This window comes from Rhizobium sp. K102 (assembly GCF_022385315.1).
Lineage (GTDB): Bacteria > Pseudomonadota > Alphaproteobacteria > Rhizobiales > Rhizobiaceae > Rhizobium > Rhizobium croatiense.
The window spans coordinates 125,212-144,318 of record NZ_CP092432.1; the positions used below are offsets into that span (position 1 = coordinate 125,212).

The following is a 19,107-nucleotide window of genomic DNA, read 5'->3' on the forward strand; positions in this document are numbered from 1 at the left end:
AACTCTGCCAGATTCTGGCAGGATTTTCGCGGCTGGCGGCCAAAGGGGCCGGCGGTTGAGCGGAACCACAAGGGGAGGAGGCCCTGAATGCTGAAGAAAATCGTTGCAGCGCTTTTTACGCTGTCGAGCCTTTATCACATGAACGGCGTGGCGAAGGCTGACGGCCTCGATTCGTTGCCGCCGGACCAAAAGGCGCTTTACGAGAATATCGATCCCGCCATTCCGCTCGGGGGGACGGTGTACAAAGATTTTGTTCCAAAACGTCCACCGCCGTGGAAAATTGGTTATGCATCCACATATGCCGGTAATACCTGGCGCGCGAACATCCTGGACGAATTCACCAACGTATTGCTTCCGAGATATAAGGAAGCAGGCCTAGTCTCCGATCTAATCGTCACGCAGTCTGACCTCAAAGACGCTGTCCAAATCCAGCAGATGCGGCAGATGGTTGACGACGGTGTTGATGCGATCGTCATTTGCTGCTCGAACATTACCGCACTTAACAAGACCATAGAGTATGCTCATTCGAAAGGCGTGCCAGTCTTCTCAGTCTCGGGCTATGTCACATCACCCTACGCAATCAATGCCACAGAGAATAACACCGACGGTGGCTACAAGGCTGCTGAATGGCTTGCCAAGGAAATCGGTGAAAAAGGCAACGTCCTGATGGTATCGGGCATCCCCGGTTTCGCATCATCGGACAGCTTCGACATCGGCGCGAAGAACGCGTTCGATAAATTCCCCGGTATCAAAATTGTAGGCACGATAGCTGGCAAATGGACCGACCAGGTCGCCCAGGTTGAGGTTCAGAAGTTTCTTGCCACCAATCTTGCTGAGGTTAATGGCATTCTCGTTCAGTCCGCTTCAGAAAACGGTGTCGTGAACGCAGTACAGCAATCCGGCCGCGACATGATGCCTATCGTGCTCGGGGGTGAGGCTTCGGCAGCCTGCTACTGGCGTAAGAACCCTGATTTCATAAGCAAGAGCTTCCATTTCTGGCCGCCGCGGTCTGATGCCCGCCTTGTGTGGGACGTCATGATGCGAACGCTCGAAGGCCAGGGACCAAAGATCCAGTCGATTCTTCGTCCTGCGCTTCCTTACACCATTGATGACGTGAAGGAAGTGCTGAAGGAAGATTGCGATCCCAATTCCACGGATTGGATCGAGCCGAAGAACAACGGCTGGTGGCCTGCAGACGTCGCTGCAAACTACTTCGAACGTCCTGAAGATCCGTTAGCTTGGCGGCCGAAGAAGTAATGAATGTTCTCCGGAAGGAGACCTCCCAGCCTCCCGCGTCGGTTTCTATAATCGGCGCGGGAGGTATCTGCGATTTGATTGGAAATAGTGTGCTGGACTTTCACAGAATTCAACGTTTGCCGCCTTATGTTTTCGAACAGGTCAACCGTTTGAAAGCAAGCGCGCGAGCGGGCGGCGCCGATATCATTGATCTCGGCATGGGAAACCCCGACCTTCCCACTCCTCAGTCGATCGTCGACAAGCTGTGCGAGGTCGTGCAGGATCCGCGCACCCACCGCTATTCCTCCTCCAAGGGCATTCCGGGGCTGCGCCGTGCCCAGGCCGCCTATTATGCCCGCCGTTTCGGTGTCAAGCTCAACCCGGATACCCAGGTGGTCGCCACCTTGGGCTCCAAGGAAGGCTTCGCCAACATGGCGCAGGCGATCACCGCGCCCGGCGACGTGATCCTCTGCCCGAACCCGACCTATCCGATCCACGCCTTCGGTTTCCTGATGGCGGGCGGCGTGATCCGCTCGATGTCGGTTGAGCCGGATGAGAGCTTTTTCCCGCCGCTGGAGCGGGCGGTCCGGCATTCGATCCCGAAGCCGTTGGCGCTGATCCTCAACTATCCGTCGAACCCGACGGCCCTCGTCGCGACGCTCGATTTCTATAAGGACGTCGTCGCCTTCGCCAAGAAGCATGACATCATCGTGCTTTCCGACCTTGCCTATTCCGAGATCTACTTCGACGGCGCTCCGCCGCCATCGGTTCTCGAAGTGCCGGGTGCAATGGATGTGACCGTCGAATTCACCTCGATGTCGAAGACCTTTTCCATGCCCGGCTGGCGCATGGGCTTTGCCGTCGGCAACGAGCGGCTGATCGCGGCGCTCACCCGCGTCAAGTCCTATCTCGACTACGGCGCCTTCACGCCGATCCAGGTGGCCGCGACCCATGCGCTGAACGGCGACGGTTCCGACATTGCGGAGGTTCGCAACGTCTACAAGCGTCGCCGCGACGTCATGGTCGAAAGCTTCGGGAAGGCCGGCTTCGACGTGCCGCCGCCGGCTGCCACCATGTTCGCCTGGGCAAAGATCCCGGAAAAGTTCCGTCATCTCGGTTCGCTGGAGTTTTCCAAGCTGCTGGTCGAGAAGGCCGACGTCGCCGTTGCACCGGGTATCGGCTTCGGCGAAATGGGCGACGACTACGTCCGTCTGGCGCTCGTCGAGAACGAACACCGCATCCGCCAGGCTGCGCGCAACATCAAACGCTGGCTTAGCGGCGACGAGAAATTTGAAATCAACGTAATGAATCAGTGAAAGGATACCCGATGCCAATCTTCGGATCATGCCAATGCAAAGCGGTAACGTACCAGGTTCAGGAAATTGATGGACCCATGTGGAATTGCTTCTGTCAAACATGCCGGAAGTCACACGCCGCTGATCACAATACCGCTGCGAAGGTGAAAAGCGAGCACTTCAAGATCCTTACAGGCCAAGATACGCTTCATAGCTTCGAATCGACGCCTGGAAAGCTGCGGTGGTTTTGTTCGGTATGTGGCTCGCACGTTTATGCGGAGCGGCCGGCCAGCCCGGAGCTCAAAGTCGTTAGAGCCGGCACGTTCGATACCGATCCTGGAAGTGTGCCGATGTCAAACGTATGGGTATCGCATGCGGAACCTTGGCTCGCCCATGATCCATCGAAGGCAAGCTCACCAGAGTTCCCGTAAGTGACCGGGATACTACCTGTCGTAACTGAGGTGGAGCCACGGCGACCGTATATCAAGCGGCAACGCCTCATTCCGTGTCCAGGAGGTTCTAACGCAAACGTGCTGGGTCGGTAAAAGCGGCAGGGATTGCAGACAGTAGGTGCGCTTGCACGGCGAGCCCACCCATTGAGAGAATAAAGTCGTACGAGACAGAAGACTTCTGCGAAGCAATCCAGCCTTCGAGGTTGGGAAATTACGGGTTGTGAGGGCTCAGGACACCGCAGGACTATTTTTGCCCCCACGGGTCCTCAACGACCTCCATTGCGGTGTGAGTGAAAATTGTAAGATTGTCTTATGCGAGAATGTTGGGAGTCCTGTGACATGAAAGTTGTTGTAATAACGGGGAATTTATCGCGCCCCTCGAAAACCCGGGCCGTAGCAGACTTCATGGTGGATCGGGTGCGCGCGTCCGGCAACGAAGCAAGCTGCTGGGACCTTGTCGACCTTCATCCGCACCTTGGGGCAACAGTGTTGCCCTCCAGCGCCGCTGAGATTGTTAAAGCGGCACTCAACGATATTTTGGCTAGTGACGTGCTAGTTGTTGGTAGTCCGGTCTACAAAGCATCTTACACTGGGTTGCTGAAGCATTTATTCGACCTTGTCGACATGAAAGCGCTTAAGGGCCGCTATGTGATCCCTTTTGCAACCGGTAAAGCATCGAGTCACAAGCCGCTCGTCGAAGCCTCGATGGAAGCCTTATTCGACTTTTTCGAAGCGCAAATACATAGCCGTTTCATTTTCGCTCTCGATGAAGATTTTCAGAACGATGCTCTTTCTGAGAACCTGCGCGCGCTTGTCGACAGAGAGCTCGATGCCGCGCGTCGCGCCGTCAGCCCATAATAAGGAGGAGGATTCCATGTCTTTTTCGAGCATAGATGAGGCGATCGAGGCGATCGAAGCGGGCGAGATGGTTATCGTGGTCGACGACGAAAACCGGGAGAATGAAGGCGACCTAGTCGTTGCTGCCGAAAAAATAACAGCTGAGCACATCGCTTTCATGATGAAATATGCGAGAGGCCTTATCTGCGTGCCACTTCCAGCCGAACGTCTCGACAAACTCGAGATCCCCCTGATGGTCACACGTAATTCGGACTCACTGCAGACGGCATTTACCGTTTCCGTCGATTGCAAACACGGCACAACGACAGGGATTTCAGCCGAAGATCGAGCAGCAACCGTCAAGTCGCTCATCGATCCGCAGACGCGGCCGGAAGACCTATCGCGACCGGGTCACATTTTTCCTTTGCGTGCAAATCGTCTCGGTGTCCTGGGCCGTCCTGGCCACACCGAAGCTGCCGTGGATCTTGCACGACTTGCCGGCCTGGCGCCGGCTGGCGTAATCTGCGAGATCGCCAATGACGACGGAACCATGTCTCGACTGCCAGATCTCGAGAAGTTCGCAATCGAACATGGCCTGCACATAGTAACGATCGACGCTTTGATTGAGTACTGCAGGAGTCGTGATACGAGGGTAAAGCGTTACGCGCAGTCCTTTATGCCAACGCGGTTTGGGGATTTCAAGGCAATTGCTTATCGCGATAGTTTGACGGGAACTGAACACTTAGCTTTGACACTTGGCGAGTTGTGCGAGAAGGAAGACGTTCTGGTACGGGTGCATTCTGAATGTCTGACAGGTGAGGCGTTCCGGTCCATGCGATGCGACTGCGGTCAACAGCTCGAAATGGCTCTTCGGGCGGTCCAGTTAGCGGGCGCTGGTTGCGTGATCTACATGCGTGGGCAAGAGGGGCGTGGCATTGGCTTAGGAAACAAAATTGCGGCTTACAGCCTGCAGGATCATGGTCGTGATACTCTTGAGGCAAATCGGGAACTCGGCTTCGCATCTGATTCCCGCGAATATAACGCAGCGGCGGATATCATCCGCGACCTCGGTATCGGCAGCGTTCGGCTTCTGACCAACAATCCTACAAAAATAGAGGCGCTGCGAACGTCAGGCGTCATCGTGTCGTCTCGCCAGAGTCTGATCGCCGCATCTAGCGCGTCCAACATCACTTATTTTAAGACAAAGCGCGATCGGTTTGGCCACCTGTTGGACCAGGACACGTCAGCTGAACACGTCGGCCGGAGCAACGTCTTTTCAGTGTTTGGCGCGCAGGTGTTCTCTGGACCCCTTGGATAACGGAGCCGCCCTCGCCACTTACCTGCCGGTGATTGTAGGGGGCCGCCTTTGACCGGCAGAGTCCTAGAGCTTTTGCGTGGGCCCTGCCAGCACATCATTCGTGCAGGCCTATCGGAGTGATGTGGCCCGCGATTGCATCGAAAGCAGCGTTCGACCATATCTCGTCTTGAGCACGGCTGTTCCGACGGATCGCATTTAATCGCGGTCCGTCTTGTCTTTCGAAAAGTCTCGCAAAACTAATGCTTCATGCGAAGGATCGGCTTAATGACTTTGCCGCTCTCGGAATCAGCCATCGCCTCGTTGATCTGGTCGAGGTCATAGAACTGAACCAGTTTGTCGAACGGGAAAAGTCCCTGCTGCCAATACTCGATCAACTGCGGGACGAACTCGGACGGAACGCTTTGTCCTTCGACAACGCCGATCAATGTGCGGCCGAAAAGGAAGTTCCCGATATCGATCGTGCCTTCAGTGCCGAGAGCGGACGAGCCAACGAGACCGCATGTTCCCGGCGTACCAAGGCAGTCGACTGCCTGACGGAAAACTCGCGGCGAACTCGTGCATTCCAAGCTGAAATCAACGCCTGCGGGGACGATCTTCCTGATCGCGGCAACGCTGTCCAATTTGCGGGCATTTATCGTGTGCGTCGCCCCGAGTTCGCGCGAAAGTTCCAGCCGTTCATCGTTCAAGTCGATCACGATGATGGTCGCGCATCCGGCGATTTTCGCGGCCATCGTAGCCGCCATGCCAACCGCACCAGCACCGAACACTGCTATTGACGAGCCGGGCTTCGGCTTGAGGCAATTCAGTACCGCGCCAGCACCGGTCTGAAGCCCGCACCCGAGCGGTCCGATCAACTCGAGTGGAACATCCTTTGCAACCTTCACGGCGTTTCGTTCGCTGGCGATGGCGTAGGTTGCAAATGACGACTGCTCGAAGAAGCAGCCACTAATCTGTTTCCCGTGAGAATCATGGATCGGGCAGGTGCCATCCGGACGAGTGCCGCGGAAATTGCGACCGAAGAAGTCCTCGCAGTAGAAAGGTGTACCGGAAAGGCACTTTTCGCACTTGCCGCAATAGGCGTAGCTCAAAGCAACGTGATCACCGGGCACAAGATCTTTAACTGCGCTCCCGACGGCCTCGACGACGCCAGAGCCTTCGTGTCCCAACACAACAGGTTGAGGTACGTCATATCCCTGGTCCCTGACCACCAGGTCGGTATGACATACCCCCGATGCGACGATGCGGACCAAAATCTCGTCTGCACGAGGTTCCTCAATCCCTATGCACTCCAAGATCAAGGGCTTCGCCTTTTCGCGCGAGACCGCCGCATATGCCTGCTTCATGTAACTGTTCCTCCAAGGCTCACAACGCAATTCGCGCGAACGTACTCATCGTCAGACAATCAGTCAATAATTACTCTATTAAATTAGATCAGTTCAACCGGAGCAGGGCTGCATTTTTGCAAAGTCACGAGTGAACGCTGATTTGAAGTGATCAAAGGGTTCCGATGCATGTTCGAAAGGGAGCATGCGTCTTGTCCCGCTTTGGGCTGAAAGATCGGCAGACGAAAATTTAGTAGCAACGTGTGAGGCGAGCCGGATGGCGTCGCTTGCCGACGTCGAGCCGGTTCTGAAGGCTATCGACAGCTTCGAGACACCGGTATTGCCAAGTTCAACCGACTACAAACGATGCTACTGCCAGCCAGGCTTAACAGACAGTACCAACCAGGACGTTAGTCTTCTCGATGATCGAGAGGTCCGACGCAATCCGGTATACAGTTGGCGCGGCGGTCGGTGACTCAATAGCGAGCGTATCCTGGATCGTGAGGCGTTCGATGCCCTGCTTTAGTGACCTGATCGTATTCCCGTGGGCCACCACAAGAACCGATTTCCCTCTCAACAAGGGGGGAACACTTCGCTTATCAAAAAGGGCAGAACCCTCGCGCTTATGTCCCGTATGCTTTCTCCCCAGGTGGTGGAGTGCTGTACGAGCGGCGCCAAACCTGGACAACATCCTGGCCCCACCGCTCACGTGCCACGTTCTTGTTGATGCCGGTGAGCTGTCCGTAGTCGCGTTCGTTCAACTCGGTTCTCCTGATTGGCTCCAGCAGATCGCCGTTGGTTTCGTTCAAAATCGCTCTGCAAGTGTCGACTGTGCGCAAGAGGGCAGAGCTAAACGCAATATCGAACGAGATGCCGAGGTTCGCGAGCAGTGAGCCGGCTCGCCTGCTCTCAGACCAGCCCTCCTGTGTGAGCGGCACGTCGCTCGTACCCGTGAACTCCCCGCGCGCGTTCCCTTCGCTTTGGCCATGCCGGACAATCACCAGAGTGGACATTCATAACCCTCCCATCGATTTAGCGAACACGAATATTGTCGCACTATCGGACAATCCGTCAAGTGCGACTATGTGCAAGTGAAAACAAAACGATGTCGAAAAAACAAACGTCGAAGTTTATATTTATTGACAGATTGTCTGATAGCTCATACCAATGCACTCCGCCGTATTGAGGAGAGTCCGGCACGGCTTGGGAAGGCAAGGCTCTCGCCTTAACAGACAATGCCGCCCAGAGCGGCCGGAGGAGGAATTTTCATGAAGAGACGTACATTTCTACAAGCGAGCGGGGCAATTGCTGTAGCCGGCACGTTCGGAATGCCGGGGATTCTTCGCGCCGACGACGCGATCAGTCTCCTACCTGACACTTGGCCCTCCGAAGGCGCCAACCCAATTGTCGACGCGGGTAAGTTCAAGAAGTCAGGCCCGTGGAAGATCGGACACAGCCACTACGGCCTCGCTGGTTCAACGCATACCTACCAGACGGCGTTTGAAGCCGAATATGAAATAAAAAAGAACAAGGATCGGATCGCTGATTACCAGTTCCGGAGCGCTGATCTCAATGCCTCCAAACAAGTTGCCGATATCGAGGATCTGATCGCCCAGAAGGTCGATGCGATCATCATCGCACCGCTAACCACCGGTTCCGCCGTCGAGGGCATCAAGAAGGCAAAGGCTGCTGGCATTCCAACCGTAGTCTATCTCGGACGCGTCGACACCGAGGAGTTTACGGTTCAGGTCCAGGGCGACGACTTCTATTTCGGGCGCGTGATGGCTCAGTTCCTCGTCGACAAGCTTGGCAACAAGGGCAAGGTATGGGTTCTGCGTGGCGTCGCCGGGCATCCCATCGATGCAGATCGTTATGCAGGCGCCATGGAAGTCTTCAGCAAGTCTGGACTTCAGATCACGTCGACCCAGCACGGAAGCTGGTCTTATGAGGACTCAAAGAAGATCGCCGAAAGCTTGTATCTCTCCGACCCCGATGTCGCGGGCATCTGGACCGATGGAGCCAACATGTCTCTTGGCGTTTTGGATGCCTTGCAGGAGGCTGGCGCCTCAACGATCCCGCCAATCACGGGCGAAGCACTTAACGGCTGGATGCGTCGTTGGAATGACGAAAAACTTTCCTCGATCGGTCCGATTTGCCCACCCGCTCTGTCTACTGCCGCGCTACGGGCCGCCTTCGCCTTGCTGGATGGGAAGCCGATTCAGCGTAACTGGACGAACCGCCCCAAGCCGATCACCGACGAGACGCTCTCCCAGTTCTATCGCGCAGATCTCACTGATGCGTACTGGGCGCCGACCGAAATGCCGAACGAAAAGCTCCTTGATTATTTCAAGGCTTGATGAACTACGGGCACGATCACTCGTGCCCGTATCCCTGTCGAAGATGGAAATTCCCATGAGCACGCTTGTCGAGATGGTCGGCATCAACAAATCGTTTGGTTTCACGAAAGTCCTTTCGGACGTTCGCTTTTCCCTGGAACGTGGCTCCGTGCACGCTCTGATGGGGGAAAACGGCGCGGGGAAGTCCACCCTGATGCGTATTCTGGCGGGGGTATATCAGCCGGGCGCAGGAAGTGTTCGGCTCCGCGGGGAGGAAGTCAATTTCCGTTCCCCTAAGGAGGCACGGTTGGCGGGAGTGTCGACGGTGTTTCAGGAGTTTACCCTGATCCCCAATCTCACCGTTGCTGAGAACATGTTCCTGGGCCACGAACCTCGTCGCATTGACGGTTCGATCGATAGCGTCGAGGTAGTGAAACGCGCTCGCGCTTTGCTGGCTGACGTATTTCCACAGCTCGACGCAACCGCGATCGTCGAGACACTGACTGTCGCGCAGCAGCAGGCAGTTGAGATCGCGAAGGGACTTACGTCGAACGCGGACGTATTCATCTTCGACGAGCCAACGGCGGCGTTGAACTCGACCGATGTCGCGCATCTTTTCAAGGTTATCCGCGACCTTAAGGCTCAACATAAGGCTGTCGTCTACATCTCTCATCGCATGAATGAAGTCTTCGAACTATGCGACACCATCACCGTCATGAAAGATGGCGCTTGGGTAAGGACTGCAAGAGCGCAGGACTTCAACTTGCAAACGCTGGTAGCGACAATGGTTGGTCGCGAACTTCAGAACTTCTTTCCGCCGCGCTCGCAGGCCACCGGAGCGGCAATGCTGGAGGTTTCGGACTTGCGCCTCGACGACAGCAGCTCGACAGTCACTTTCGTTGTCAGAAAAGGTGAAATCATCGGGCTGGCAGGGCTCGAAGGACAGGGCCAGCGAGAGATAATGCGTGCCATTGTGGGCGTTGAATCGCCAAAGGCCATCGCCGTGTGGCGTGCCGGCCCCGACAACAGCATGCACGTGGTGAATGTAGGGTCAGGGTTCGCTCGCGCGGTCGCATCAGGAATCGGTTTTATCCCTGAGGACAGGAAGCAGGAAGGGCTGTTCCTGCGCCTGCCTATCTACGACAACATCGCGCTGGGAAAACAGCTCAATCGGAATATGGCAAGCGTTGCGTGGCGATCGGTGTCGAAGGTCCGCGAGGTGATCAAGTCGTTACGAGTTGCGGCCGCCGATCCCAATGCGCCCGTAGGTAAACTCTCGGGCGGGAATCAGCAGAAGGTGCTGCTGGGCCGCTGGTTGCTCTCCGGAGTGGACATCCTCGTTATTGAGGAGCCCACGCGCGGCGTCGACGTCGGTGCAAAGGCAGAGATTTACAGATTGCTGCGGGACTTCAGTGATCGTGGCGGTGCGGTCGTGGTTTCGTCGCGCGAGCACGCTGAGCTTATAGGGCTCTGCGACAGCATTTTGGTCGTTCATGACAGGAAGATCGTCGGGCAGATGTCCGCAGAGGGGGCGACCGAGGAAAGAATCCTCGAGACTGCGCTGGGGGCGAGTGCGTCACCGGATCCCCGTGCTGCGGTGCATTGAGGAGGATAACTTATGAATTCATTTGCCAGTCGCCTGAAGCTCCCTTATCGCGCGGGAGCGATCGGGCTTTCCATTGGAACGCTCCTGGTGATGGTTGTCGCCTCGGTAATATTATTGCCGGACTTCATGGATCCGGAGAATTTGTCTAATCTCCTGGCGCAATCGACGGTGCTCGTCATCTCGGCTCTCGGTCAGACGTTCGTCATTCTCACTGGCGGCCTCGACGTGTCGGTTGGGTCCGTCATCAGTCTAACGACGACGATCATGACGCTTGATCTTCCTGAGATAACCCGCGTGCTTATCTGCATCGCGGTGGCGATGGGGTTCGGAGTAGCGAACGGTTACGGTGTCGCGCGCCTCAATGTACATCCAATCATCATGACGCTGACAACAATGGGCATCGGCCAAGGTATCGCGTTGATCATTTTGCCAATCCCAGGTGGGCGCGTTCCGGAGTGGCTTTCCGGCTCGGTAGCCGGATCCATCGGCCCCGTACCTAACTCATTGTTTTGGTTGATCACGGCATCGCTCTTCGCATCCTGGATTCTCTATCGTCGTCCCTTCGGCCTCTACCTCTTCGCTTCCGGCGGCAATGACTTCAACGCACGGATGAACGGTGTTCCCGTCGAGCGCACCATCATCAAAGCGTATGTTCTTTCCGCTCTATTCGCATGCGCTGCGGGGATGTTTCTTGCAGGTCGCCTTGCATCGGGTGATCCTAAGGGCGGCGCTTCATTCGGGATTGAGTCTGTAACGGCTGCAGCATTGGGTGGGGTCCACCTCGCCGGGGGCATCGGAAGCATTGTGGGAACCGTCGTTGGCGCGGCGATCCTCGGGACAGTGAATAATGTGATGAATCTGGCCAACGTCTCTGCATTTCTTCAGTCGGTCGTCAAGGGTGTGTTGCTTCTCGTACTCGTCGTTTCGCAGCGACGCAAAACAATCGGACTTTGAAAGAGATGGACTTCTCGATGACCACATCAGACTCGAAAACTGAAGCACCATCTCGCTCATTGAGGGGTAAGAGCGCCATTTCGTGGATACTCGGGCTACCGCCCGCATACTATGTGCTCGCAATCCTGGTTGCGGTTGCTCCAGCAGTGAGCGCCACGCTCATAAATCCCAACTACTGGTTTGTAATCCTCAAGCAGTCAGCGCCGCTCGGGATCGCGGTGCTCGCCCAGTCGCTTGTCATGCGGGTGCGATCCATCGATCTCTCTGTCAGCGGTATTTTCGCGTTCGCGATTTATTTGGCCAGCTCGGGCCAGCTCAACAACTATCCACCGCTAATGACCGTCCTCATGCCTGTTGTGATTGGGCTAGCTGTGGGGGGTGTAAACGGAATACTCGTAGCATACGTGCGCGCTTCTGCCGTTATCTCCACACTAAGTGTTTCGGCCATTCTGATTGGGATCGTCCAATACATGAGCGCCGGCCGCGCGCCCGGTTCAACGCCAAGCTGGCTTCGAATACTTACGAGCGGCAATATCCACGGCCTTTCCTATTCCGTGGTCCTGTGGATCGTCATCGCCGCCCTGATTTCTATCGCATTTCGCTTTCTCATCGTCGGGCGTTACTTCAGGGCCGTCGGCGACAATCCGAGGGCGGCGGAAACTACAGGAATTCCGTTGGCACGTACGATTTTTGTCTCGCACACGCTCGCGGGCGCCCTGACAGGCATCGCGGCCCTGGTCCAGGTATCCGCGTTGGCGGTCGGCACCATCAAGCCAGGCTTCGACACCTTCATGAATGCGCTCGCCGCCACGATCCTCGGCGGTGTGACGTTCGGCGTCGACCGGGGCGGCGTCGCCGGGCCGTTCGTTGCCGTCGTTGCCTTCAGCTTCCTGTTCGCGATGCTGACCGTCTTCGGCATCCAGGAGCCGGGCAAGCTTATCGTCCAGGGCGTGATCATTGCATTTGCCGCAATCATCTACGGTGCGCGCGCGGGTCGCGTCTAGTCCGTCGGGCCGATCAAGTCATTCCCGTAGCAATTGCGGGAGAACGCAGGAGAATATAATGGTGAAAATCACTGCGGCTGTCGCCGTGAAGCCAAAGAGCCCGCTGGAATTCCGTGAACTCGAACTGGCTGACCCCGAAGGCAACGAGATCCTGGTTCGCACGGTTGCGAGCGGGATCTGCCACACGGACTTGCTGCTTCGCGACGGTATTTTTGGCCCGCCGGCACCGGTGATCCCGGGGCACGAAGGCGTCGGCGTCGTCGAGGCGGTCGGACCAGAAGTTCAGAGCCTCAAAGTGGGTGATCACGTCGCACTGAGCCAGAGCTCATGCGGATTCTGCGCCGACTGCCGCCGTTCTCACCCAATGAACTGCCAAAACTATACCCAGTACAATCTTACGGGGCTTCGTCCGAATGGTAAGAAGGCATTGCTCTGCGATGAAGTTGGCATTGGCAGCAATTTCGTGGGCCAGTCGTCCTTTGCGACGCATATCCTTGCGACTGAAAACAATGCAGCGCTTTTGCCGAAAACAGACCTCGACCTTACCGACGCTGCGCCACTCGGGTGCGGCATGGCAACGGGTGCAGGAACAGTGATAAACGCGATGAAGCCGGAAATAGGGTCGACGATAGCCGTTTTCGGCGCAGGTGCTGTCGGCATGGCCGCCGTGATGGCCGCCAAAGTTCGTCGGTGCAGCAAGATTATCATCATAGATCTGAATCAGCAGAGGCTAGACATGGCCATGGGGCTTGGTGCCACACATGCGATCAACGGCAAAGATCCCGACGTAGTCAACCAGATCCATGCGCTGACGGGCGGCGGTGCCGACTTCGCGATTGACGCAGTTGGCATCATTCCGGTTATTCTGAACTCGATCAAGTGCACCCGTGCCGGCGGGCACGTTGTCTTGCTCGGCCTCGACGCGCTCGGTAACGACATTCCCATCCCCCTCGATCTAATGGTGTTCAATCGCAAGATCCAGGGTGCGATCCTTGGTGATCAGATTCCACAGCTGTTCATTCCGCAGATGATGGATCTTAATCAGGCTGGGCTTTTCCCCTTCCAAAAATTGATCACCAAGTATCCCTTCGAGAAGATCAACGAAGCGATCGCGGACGCCGAAGCCGGGCGAGTGATCAAGCCGGTCGTCGTTTTCAATTAGGAGCCAGCGCAAATGACATCGAAGAAGTCAGAGGAACAGCACCTTGTCGTGGAATTCAAAACCACGTCCCAAAATCGAAATCGCGTAAAAGAACTCCTTCAGGAATTCATTGGACCCGCCCGCGAAGAGTTCTGGTTGTCTCTACTACGACCTCTACCAGCGGTCGGACGATCCGAACACTTTCATCATCTTAGACGGCTGGCAGAATGAGGCGGCTGTCGTTGGCCATGGCGAACATCCTAATGTCAAGCGGGTGCTGGAGCCTCTTCTTCCACTGTTGGTGAGTCCACCGTCGATTAATGTAAATACCCGTATCAGCGACTGATCGGGCGCAATGGCCATTTCTACGAGGCGCGCGCCCCGAGCGCGCAGGTTTGAGGGAGACGAAATGGATACGCATCGAGTTGTCGTAGTCGGCGGTGGCTTTGCCGGACTCCAGTTAGCGAAGGACCTCAAGTGTCCCGACACTTCCATAACGATCGTCGACAGGCGCAACCATCACCTCTTTCAACCGCTCCTCTACCAAGTTGCCACGACTGTATTGGCAACCTCGGAGATAGCCTGGCCCATCAGAGCATTGTTCAGAGGACGAAAGGATGTATCGACGCTGCTGGGCGAGGTTGTTGGCGTTGATACCGAGGCACGCGTAGTATCGCTCAAGGATGGGAATGCTATTCCCTATGACACGCTCGTTCTCGCGACAGGTGCAAGGCACGCCTATTTTGGCCGGGACGAGTGGGAGCCGTTTGCGCCCGGGCTAAAGGCACTCGAAGACGCGACGACCATCCGGCGGCGGCTTCTTCTCGCGTTTGAGAAGGCCGAATTGGAGGCTGATCCCGAACGGCGGAAGGCAATGCTCACGTTCAGCATAATCGGAGCAGGCCCGACAGGCGTGGAGATGGCTGGGATTATAGCGCAACTGGCCCAACGAACCCTTGTTGAGGAGTTCCGTAGCATCGACACCAGATCGGCGCGCATCCTTCTCATCGAGGCAGGTCCACGTGTCCTACCCGTGTTCCCGGAGGCACTTTCGAGATATGCCGAGCAGTCGCTAATCAAGATGGGCGTCGAAGTGAGAACAGGCATTCCCGTGACGGCATGCAACGAGAACGGCATCGCGATCGGAGATGAGTTCGTTTCAAGCCGGACCGTCATCTGGGCTGCGGGGGTGCAAGCGTCGAACGCCGCCGCCTGGGTCGGTGCTGAAAAGGACAGGGCGGGTAGGGCGGTCGTGCAGCCAGATCTGACTGTTGGCGGTAAGCCCGAGATTTTTATTATTGGAGATACTGCCTCCGTGAAGGCCGCTGATGGAACACCCGTCCCCGGAGTGGCTCCCGCCGCCAAACAGCAAGGCAAATATGTCGCTTCGGTAATTGAAGCACGACGTCTGGGTATACCCACTCCAAGTGCGTTCAGATATAGGCATCTGGGAAACCTGGCTACCATCGGGCCGAATTCGGCTGTTATCGACTTTGGGAAGATCCGGCTCAAGGGCGGAATTGCATGGTGGATTTGGGGGCTTGCCCATATCTACTTCCTGATAGGTACGAGGAGCAGATTGGCAGTGGGACTAAGCTGGCTATGGATCTTTGTTTCCGGCCATCACTCCGCACGTTTGATCACGCAAAAAGAAACCTTAAAGGATGAGGTTTAGTCGCTAGCGCGAGCACGCCCGAGTCTGCTGGGCCGTGAATGGAGACCATCAAAGGCCAGACATTTGGGAATCGGTTGCGAAGCGATGGTTGGCAGCAGGTAACAATTCTGTCGGAGTTCCATATATAACAATGATTGATCTTCGCACTATCAACTTAGGCGACTTCGACTGCGTCGAATTCACGGCGAGGACTGGCCGCGACAAGTCAATTGCCCTGTCCGCCTGTCGTTAGCGATAGGCGGGCCTCATGCTTGAATACCGTTTCGGGAAGGAAGTGATGATGTGGAGAGTTGAGAGTGTCCCCCTCTAAGATTGACCATTTCTCGCTCAAAGGTACCTGCAGCGAGGAACTCGCGGCAGCGCTTTCGAGGCTTTCCCCGCAATCTGAAGCGCATGTACATGGCGATAAGACGATCGCCTACGATGTACATGCGATTACCAATGGTCCGATTGCAGTTATTGCCGCGCACTACGAGGGCGACCTAACCGTCCAGCACCGGGGACCGGCGGAGGCAAACATCATCATGCTTCCACTACATGGGCGATCGGTCGTTACCGTTGACGGCAGACAAATCCCGTCAGAGGGAACGCGGGGCGTTTTCGTGAACAGTATGTCGGCGAGTACGACCCAATTCATTGGGCCCAGGAAACATTTGGGGCTTAGGATCGCCCATGATGAGCTGACGCGCCGTTTGGGATGTCGGCTCAATACGCCAATAAGAGGCAGCCTCGATTTTTCGCCAGAAATCGACCTATCGGTCGGGTTCGGCTCCCTTTTGGTTCAACTGGTACCAGTGCTGTATGCTGGATTACGAGACGGAACCCTCCTTCAATCACCGATAGCACTTCATCACCTCACTGAAACGACGATGGAGCTTTTGATCGAAGCTGCGCAGCATCGCTACTCATCTGAGTTATGCCGCGTTGCTGAATCACCCTTACCCAAGGCCGTTAAGCGGGCGGTCGACTATATGCGTGCCAATATTACTCGGCCGCTATCTCTTGAGGAAATCGCAACGGCTTGTGGCGTAAGCCGACGCACTCTTCAAAGCGGTTTTCGCAACTTTCGGAATACGACCCCTCTGGCATTCCTGCAGCACCTACGGTTGGAATTAGTGCATCAGGAACTGATGACAGGCGAACCTGGCCTCTCGGTCACGCAGGTCGCTCTGAAATGGGGCTTCGTGCATAGAGGCAGATTTTCTGCGGACTATCGCAAGCGCTATGGGGTACTTCCCTCGGAAACATTGCGTATATCATAAGCAGATTGCGCCGACCGAGCTACGATCAGCCGGCACGCTCGACCGTCCTCAAGGCTTGCAGCAACAGCACTCTCCAGAAAAGCCGACTGCCTCGGCCCAAGATCTGTCTTGCAGATGATCCCCTGAACGCGACGATGTTCCGATCTGCGCAACGCAGTTCAAGACCACTACAGGGGTTAATCTTATAGTAATTATGCCGAGGTCATCTCACACATAGCGGTCAATGTCGCAATGTTCTGGACCGCGTCGCTAATGGAAGCCGGTGTAATTTATAGTCGTCTATGAGGAACATATGTCGAGACTGCCGCTATCTCTACTTTTAATGATTTTGGCAATTATCCCGTTGACGGCGTTCGTAATCATCGGAGTATCAACATCACTGGGATATTACCGAGAATACTCTACCTTCCGCAGCGCACAAACAACGCAGCGACTTGGGCGGGAAGGCGGATTCCTCGCCCAAGCTATAGCGGCGGAAGCGTTTGCAGGCGCCGACGTGCGTCGGGCAAAGCAAGCTGCATCGGACAGGGCTTTTACAGCGGTCTTTTCCGCTTACGACTCTTGGAAAAAGGCATTCGACGATCCGGCCATAGAACGGGCGGTACAGATCATTCGTGAAAGGCGGGACAATATCGATAGCTTCCGCCGGCGCGTCGATGACGGAACGGCTAGCGAGGCGGAGGGAGCTGTTGCTTTGCGCCCAGCTGCCCTTGCGGGCTTGGAGCTCGTCCGTCGCACTGGGGCGACTGTCAATGATTTGGATTTAGCACGCCAAATTACCGGTTTTCACGCGCTCATGCAGATCACGGAAGCTAGTTTGCTGGAGATCAGGCCCGGCCGAGCCTACGTCAAAAATTCAGCCATGTCCGTCGATCTATTTTCGTCCCTCTTACAGTCAAAAAATCTAAAGCAGCTTTATGTGCCTGCGATGCAGGAATTTCTCCCCGCCGATCTCGTCAAATCTTATGACGACTTCGAGGCCAGCGCCGCAGGCAAGTTCATCGCGGGCGTTCGCGATCAGATGTATGCAAACCAGCCGGGCGTTTCCTTCCCCCCGAGACGTTGGATCGATGGAATGAAATCACCCAACAGCGGGCTGCTTTGTTGACCGCACTCATTATGCGCACCGGCGACGAGTTGGACGAGATGGCATTTCAGCGTTACGCCGATCTTCGCAATGCCTTTATCGGCTACTCCGGCGCCACGCTTCTGATCATGTCTACGGTACTCATTTTGTGCATTTCGGTCGTTCGGAGAATTTCAAGCTCCATTCGGACTCTGACAAGCCGAATGAAGGCACTCGCAGAAGGCGATACGTCGGCGCCGGTGCCCTTGACGATCCGACGCGACGAGATCGGGGACATGGCGCGTTGCCTTGAGTTTTTCCGCGGCGCGGCCATACAGAAAAGTAACCTGGAGACATCCGCGGAAGCTGAGCGCATTCGTTCTGACCAAGAGAAGCTGGATATTCAGGTAAGGGCGGAAAAAGAAGCAGAAGAGCGCCTCATCCGAGCGACGACGGCATTGGCAACCGGGTTGAAGCGGATGGCGGATGGAGACTTGATTTATGAAATTGAGGAGCCGTTAGCGCCACAGTTTGAAAGTTTGCGCAGGGATTTCAACGCTTCCATTCGTCAGCTCCGGGACGTGCTTGTTACCGTCGGCCATTCAGTCGAAACGGTCACGAATGGCAGCTCGGGCGTCTCGGCCGCATCTGAAAATCTTTCAAGACGCACGGAGCAGCAGGCGGCTTCGCTCGAGGAAACTGCAGCGGCGTTGGAGGAGATAACCGTCAACGTTGCATCGACCACGAAGAGGACGGCTGAGGCGCGCGGAGCCGTCCAACAGATGCGAGATCATGCGGAAATGTCCGGTCGGGTTGTACGCGATGCTATCGGCGCCATGAATCGCATTGAAAACTCCTCCAAGCAGATTTCCCAGATCATCAGCGTCATCGACGCGATCGCCTTCCAAACGAACCTCCTGGCGCTGAACGCCGGCGTCGAAGCAGCGCGTGCTGGCGACGCGGGAAAAGGCTTTGCGGTTGTTGCCCAGGAGGTCAGGGAGCTTGCACAGCGCTCAGCGACAGCGGCAAAAGAAATCAAGGATCTCATCGGCAATTCAGCTCTTGCCGTCGACGAAGGCGTAAGGCTCGTGAGTGAAACCGGATCGGGCCTGAGAACGATTGAAGAGCTTGTGCAGGATGTAAATCTTCATATGGACGCAATCGCAACGGCCTCCCAGGAACAATCGTCGGGCCTGCGCGAGATCAACGGCGCGGTTAACCATATGGACCATGCCACTCAAGAAAATGCGAGCATGGTCGCGGAGATGAATACTGCAGGATCGCACCTCGCTCAAGAGAGCCAAAGCCTAGCCGCACTGTTGAAACATTTCCACTTCAAAGACGAGAGCGGGAAGCCACAGAAGGTCACGGGCGAACTTGGGAAGAGCTTCCCGCCCGGTCAGACAATGGTTGACCGCGGAGACTATCCGATGCGCCGTGGTAACCTGGTGCTCGCGCCTTCGAATGATGATTGGCAAGCGTTCTAAATGATATGGGCGGCGTCGCCGACCACATGCAAATACACGTCTCTGATGATTCTGAATGAGAGCGATATCCCGGTGGGGTAGCGGCATGGTACTCCGCCAAATGACTTGTGCGGTCC

The 19,107-nt window shown here is 56.1% G+C and carries 14 protein-coding genes and 2 pseudogenes; 14 read left to right on the forward strand and 2 right to left on the reverse strand.

Translation table 11 applies throughout. The features are described from left to right. Positions 1-87: 87 nt before the first annotated feature. From MHI61_RS00625 to MHI61_RS00645, 5 genes are all read left to right on the forward strand, one after another. The gene (locus MHI61_RS00625; protein WP_004671529.1) at positions 88-1,257 is read left to right on the forward strand and encodes an ABC transporter substrate-binding protein; all 1,170 of its coding nucleotides are present in this window, start codon (positions 88-90) and stop codon (positions 1,255-1,257) included. Positions 1,258-1,334: 77 nt separating this feature from the next. Next, positions 1,335-2,552 carry an LL-diaminopimelate aminotransferase gene (locus MHI61_RS00630; RefSeq protein WP_026188837.1) on the forward strand — a complete coding sequence of 406 codons (1,218 nt, stop codon included), beginning with the start codon at positions 1,335-1,337 and terminating at the stop codon, positions 2,550-2,552. An 11-nt stretch (positions 2,553-2,563) separates the two neighbouring features. Continuing rightward, a complete protein-coding gene (locus MHI61_RS00635; RefSeq protein WP_010029274.1) occupies positions 2,564-2,962 on the forward strand; it encodes a GFA family protein in 399 nt (132 codons plus the stop codon). A gap of 360 nt (positions 2,963-3,322) precedes the next feature. Beyond that, positions 3,323-3,841: an NAD(P)H-dependent oxidoreductase gene (locus MHI61_RS00640; protein ID WP_004671524.1), complete on the forward strand. Its 519-nt coding sequence runs from the start codon at positions 3,323-3,325 to the stop codon at positions 3,839-3,841. Between the two features lie 16 nt (positions 3,842-3,857). Then, positions 3,858-5,138, forward strand: coding sequence for a bifunctional 3,4-dihydroxy-2-butanone-4-phosphate synthase/GTP cyclohydrolase II (locus tag MHI61_RS00645; protein WP_004671523.1), 1,281 nt, complete (start codon positions 3,858-3,860; stop codon positions 5,136-5,138). 236 nt (positions 5,139-5,374) lie between these two features. Here the strand turns inward: MHI61_RS00645 and MHI61_RS00650 are convergent, their stop codons facing one another. Beyond that, positions 5,375-6,481 carry an NAD(P)-dependent alcohol dehydrogenase gene (locus MHI61_RS00650; protein ID WP_004671520.1) on the reverse strand — a complete coding sequence of 369 codons (1,107 nt, stop codon included), beginning with the start codon at positions 6,479-6,481 and terminating at the stop codon, positions 5,375-5,377. A gap of 602 nt (positions 6,482-7,083) precedes the next feature. Next, positions 7,084-7,473, reverse strand: coding sequence for a 2,3-bisphosphoglycerate-dependent phosphoglycerate mutase (locus tag MHI61_RS00655; RefSeq protein ID WP_239789246.1), 390 nt, complete (start codon positions 7,471-7,473; stop codon positions 7,084-7,086). A gap of 255 nt (positions 7,474-7,728) precedes the next feature. Between MHI61_RS00655 and MHI61_RS00660 the strand changes: the two genes are divergently transcribed. The 9 genes and pseudogenes from MHI61_RS00660 (at position 7,729) to MHI61_RS00700 (ending at position 18,991) form a co-directional block, all read left to right on the forward strand. After that, complete coding sequence (locus MHI61_RS00660) at positions 7,729-8,817, forward strand: substrate-binding domain-containing protein (protein ID WP_004671515.1); 1,089 nt, start codon at positions 7,729-7,731, stop codon at positions 8,815-8,817. 55 nt (positions 8,818-8,872) lie between these two features. Beyond that, the gene (locus MHI61_RS00665; RefSeq protein ID WP_012489476.1) at positions 8,873-10,402 is read left to right on the forward strand and encodes a sugar ABC transporter ATP-binding protein; all 1,530 of its coding nucleotides are present in this window, start codon (positions 8,873-8,875) and stop codon (positions 10,400-10,402) included. Positions 10,403-10,414: 12 nt separating this feature from the next. After that, positions 10,415-11,356 (forward strand): ABC transporter permease, encoded by a 942-nt coding sequence (locus MHI61_RS00670; protein ID WP_004671512.1) that lies wholly within the window; start codon positions 10,415-10,417, stop codon positions 11,354-11,356. A 5-nt stretch (positions 11,357-11,361) separates the two neighbouring features. Continuing rightward, on the forward strand, positions 11,362-12,360 hold the full coding sequence (locus MHI61_RS00675; protein ID WP_026188838.1) for an ABC transporter permease: 999 nt from the start codon (positions 11,362-11,364) through the stop codon (positions 12,358-12,360). Between the two features lie 58 nt (positions 12,361-12,418). Then, positions 12,419-13,522, forward strand: a complete 1,104-nt coding sequence (locus tag MHI61_RS00680; protein WP_004671507.1) for an NAD(P)-dependent alcohol dehydrogenase — start codon at positions 12,419-12,421, stop codon at positions 13,520-13,522. Positions 13,523-13,534: 12 nt separating this feature from the next. Then, positions 13,535-13,847: pseudogene (locus MHI61_RS00685) on the forward strand (antibiotic biosynthesis monooxygenase). Between the two features lie 63 nt (positions 13,848-13,910). Next, on the forward strand, positions 13,911-15,176 hold the full coding sequence (locus MHI61_RS00690; protein WP_012489478.1) for an NAD(P)/FAD-dependent oxidoreductase: 1,266 nt from the start codon (positions 13,911-13,913) through the stop codon (positions 15,174-15,176). Between the two features lie 296 nt (positions 15,177-15,472). Further along, on the forward strand, positions 15,473-16,438 hold the full coding sequence (locus tag MHI61_RS00695; RefSeq protein ID WP_008534397.1) for an AraC family transcriptional regulator: 966 nt from the start codon (positions 15,473-15,475) through the stop codon (positions 16,436-16,438). A 292-nt stretch (positions 16,439-16,730) separates the two neighbouring features. Next, a pseudogene (locus MHI61_RS00700) lies at positions 16,731-18,991 on the forward strand (methyl-accepting chemotaxis protein). Positions 18,992-19,107: the final 116 nt, after the last annotated feature.

What these genes read in the sequence shown, in the direction of transcription:
- MHI61_RS00625 (WP_004671529.1), top strand. Translation starts at nt 88, where the DNA reads ATGCTGAAGAAAATCGTTGCAGCGCTTTTTACGCTGTCGAGCCTTTAT.
- MHI61_RS00635 (WP_010029274.1), top strand. Translation starts at nt 2,564, where the DNA reads ATGCCAATCTTCGGATCATGCCAATGCAAAGCGGTAACGTACCAGGTT.
- MHI61_RS00640 (WP_004671524.1), top strand. Translation starts at nt 3,323, where the DNA reads ATGAAAGTTGTTGTAATAACGGGGAATTTATCGCGCCCCTCGAAAACC.
- MHI61_RS00645 (WP_004671523.1), top strand. Translation starts at nt 3,858, where the DNA reads ATGTCTTTTTCGAGCATAGATGAGGCGATCGAGGCGATCGAAGCGGGC.
- MHI61_RS00650 (WP_004671520.1), bottom strand. Translation starts at nt 6,481, where the DNA reads ATGAAGCAGGCATATGCGGCGGTCTCGCGCGAAAAGGCGAAGCCCTTG.
- MHI61_RS00655 (WP_239789246.1), bottom strand. Translation starts at nt 7,473, where the DNA reads ATGTCCACTCTGGTGATTGTCCGGCATGGCCAAAGCGAAGGGAACGCG.
- MHI61_RS00660 (WP_004671515.1), top strand. Translation starts at nt 7,729, where the DNA reads ATGAAGAGACGTACATTTCTACAAGCGAGCGGGGCAATTGCTGTAGCC.
- MHI61_RS00665 (WP_012489476.1), top strand. Translation starts at nt 8,873, where the DNA reads ATGAGCACGCTTGTCGAGATGGTCGGCATCAACAAATCGTTTGGTTTC.
- MHI61_RS00670 (WP_004671512.1), top strand. Translation starts at nt 10,415, where the DNA reads ATGAATTCATTTGCCAGTCGCCTGAAGCTCCCTTATCGCGCGGGAGCG.
- MHI61_RS00675 (WP_026188838.1), top strand. Translation starts at nt 11,362, where the DNA reads ATGGACTTCTCGATGACCACATCAGACTCGAAAACTGAAGCACCATCT.
- MHI61_RS00680 (WP_004671507.1), top strand. Translation starts at nt 12,419, where the DNA reads ATGGTGAAAATCACTGCGGCTGTCGCCGTGAAGCCAAAGAGCCCGCTG.
- MHI61_RS00690 (WP_012489478.1), top strand. Translation starts at nt 13,911, where the DNA reads ATGGATACGCATCGAGTTGTCGTAGTCGGCGGTGGCTTTGCCGGACTC.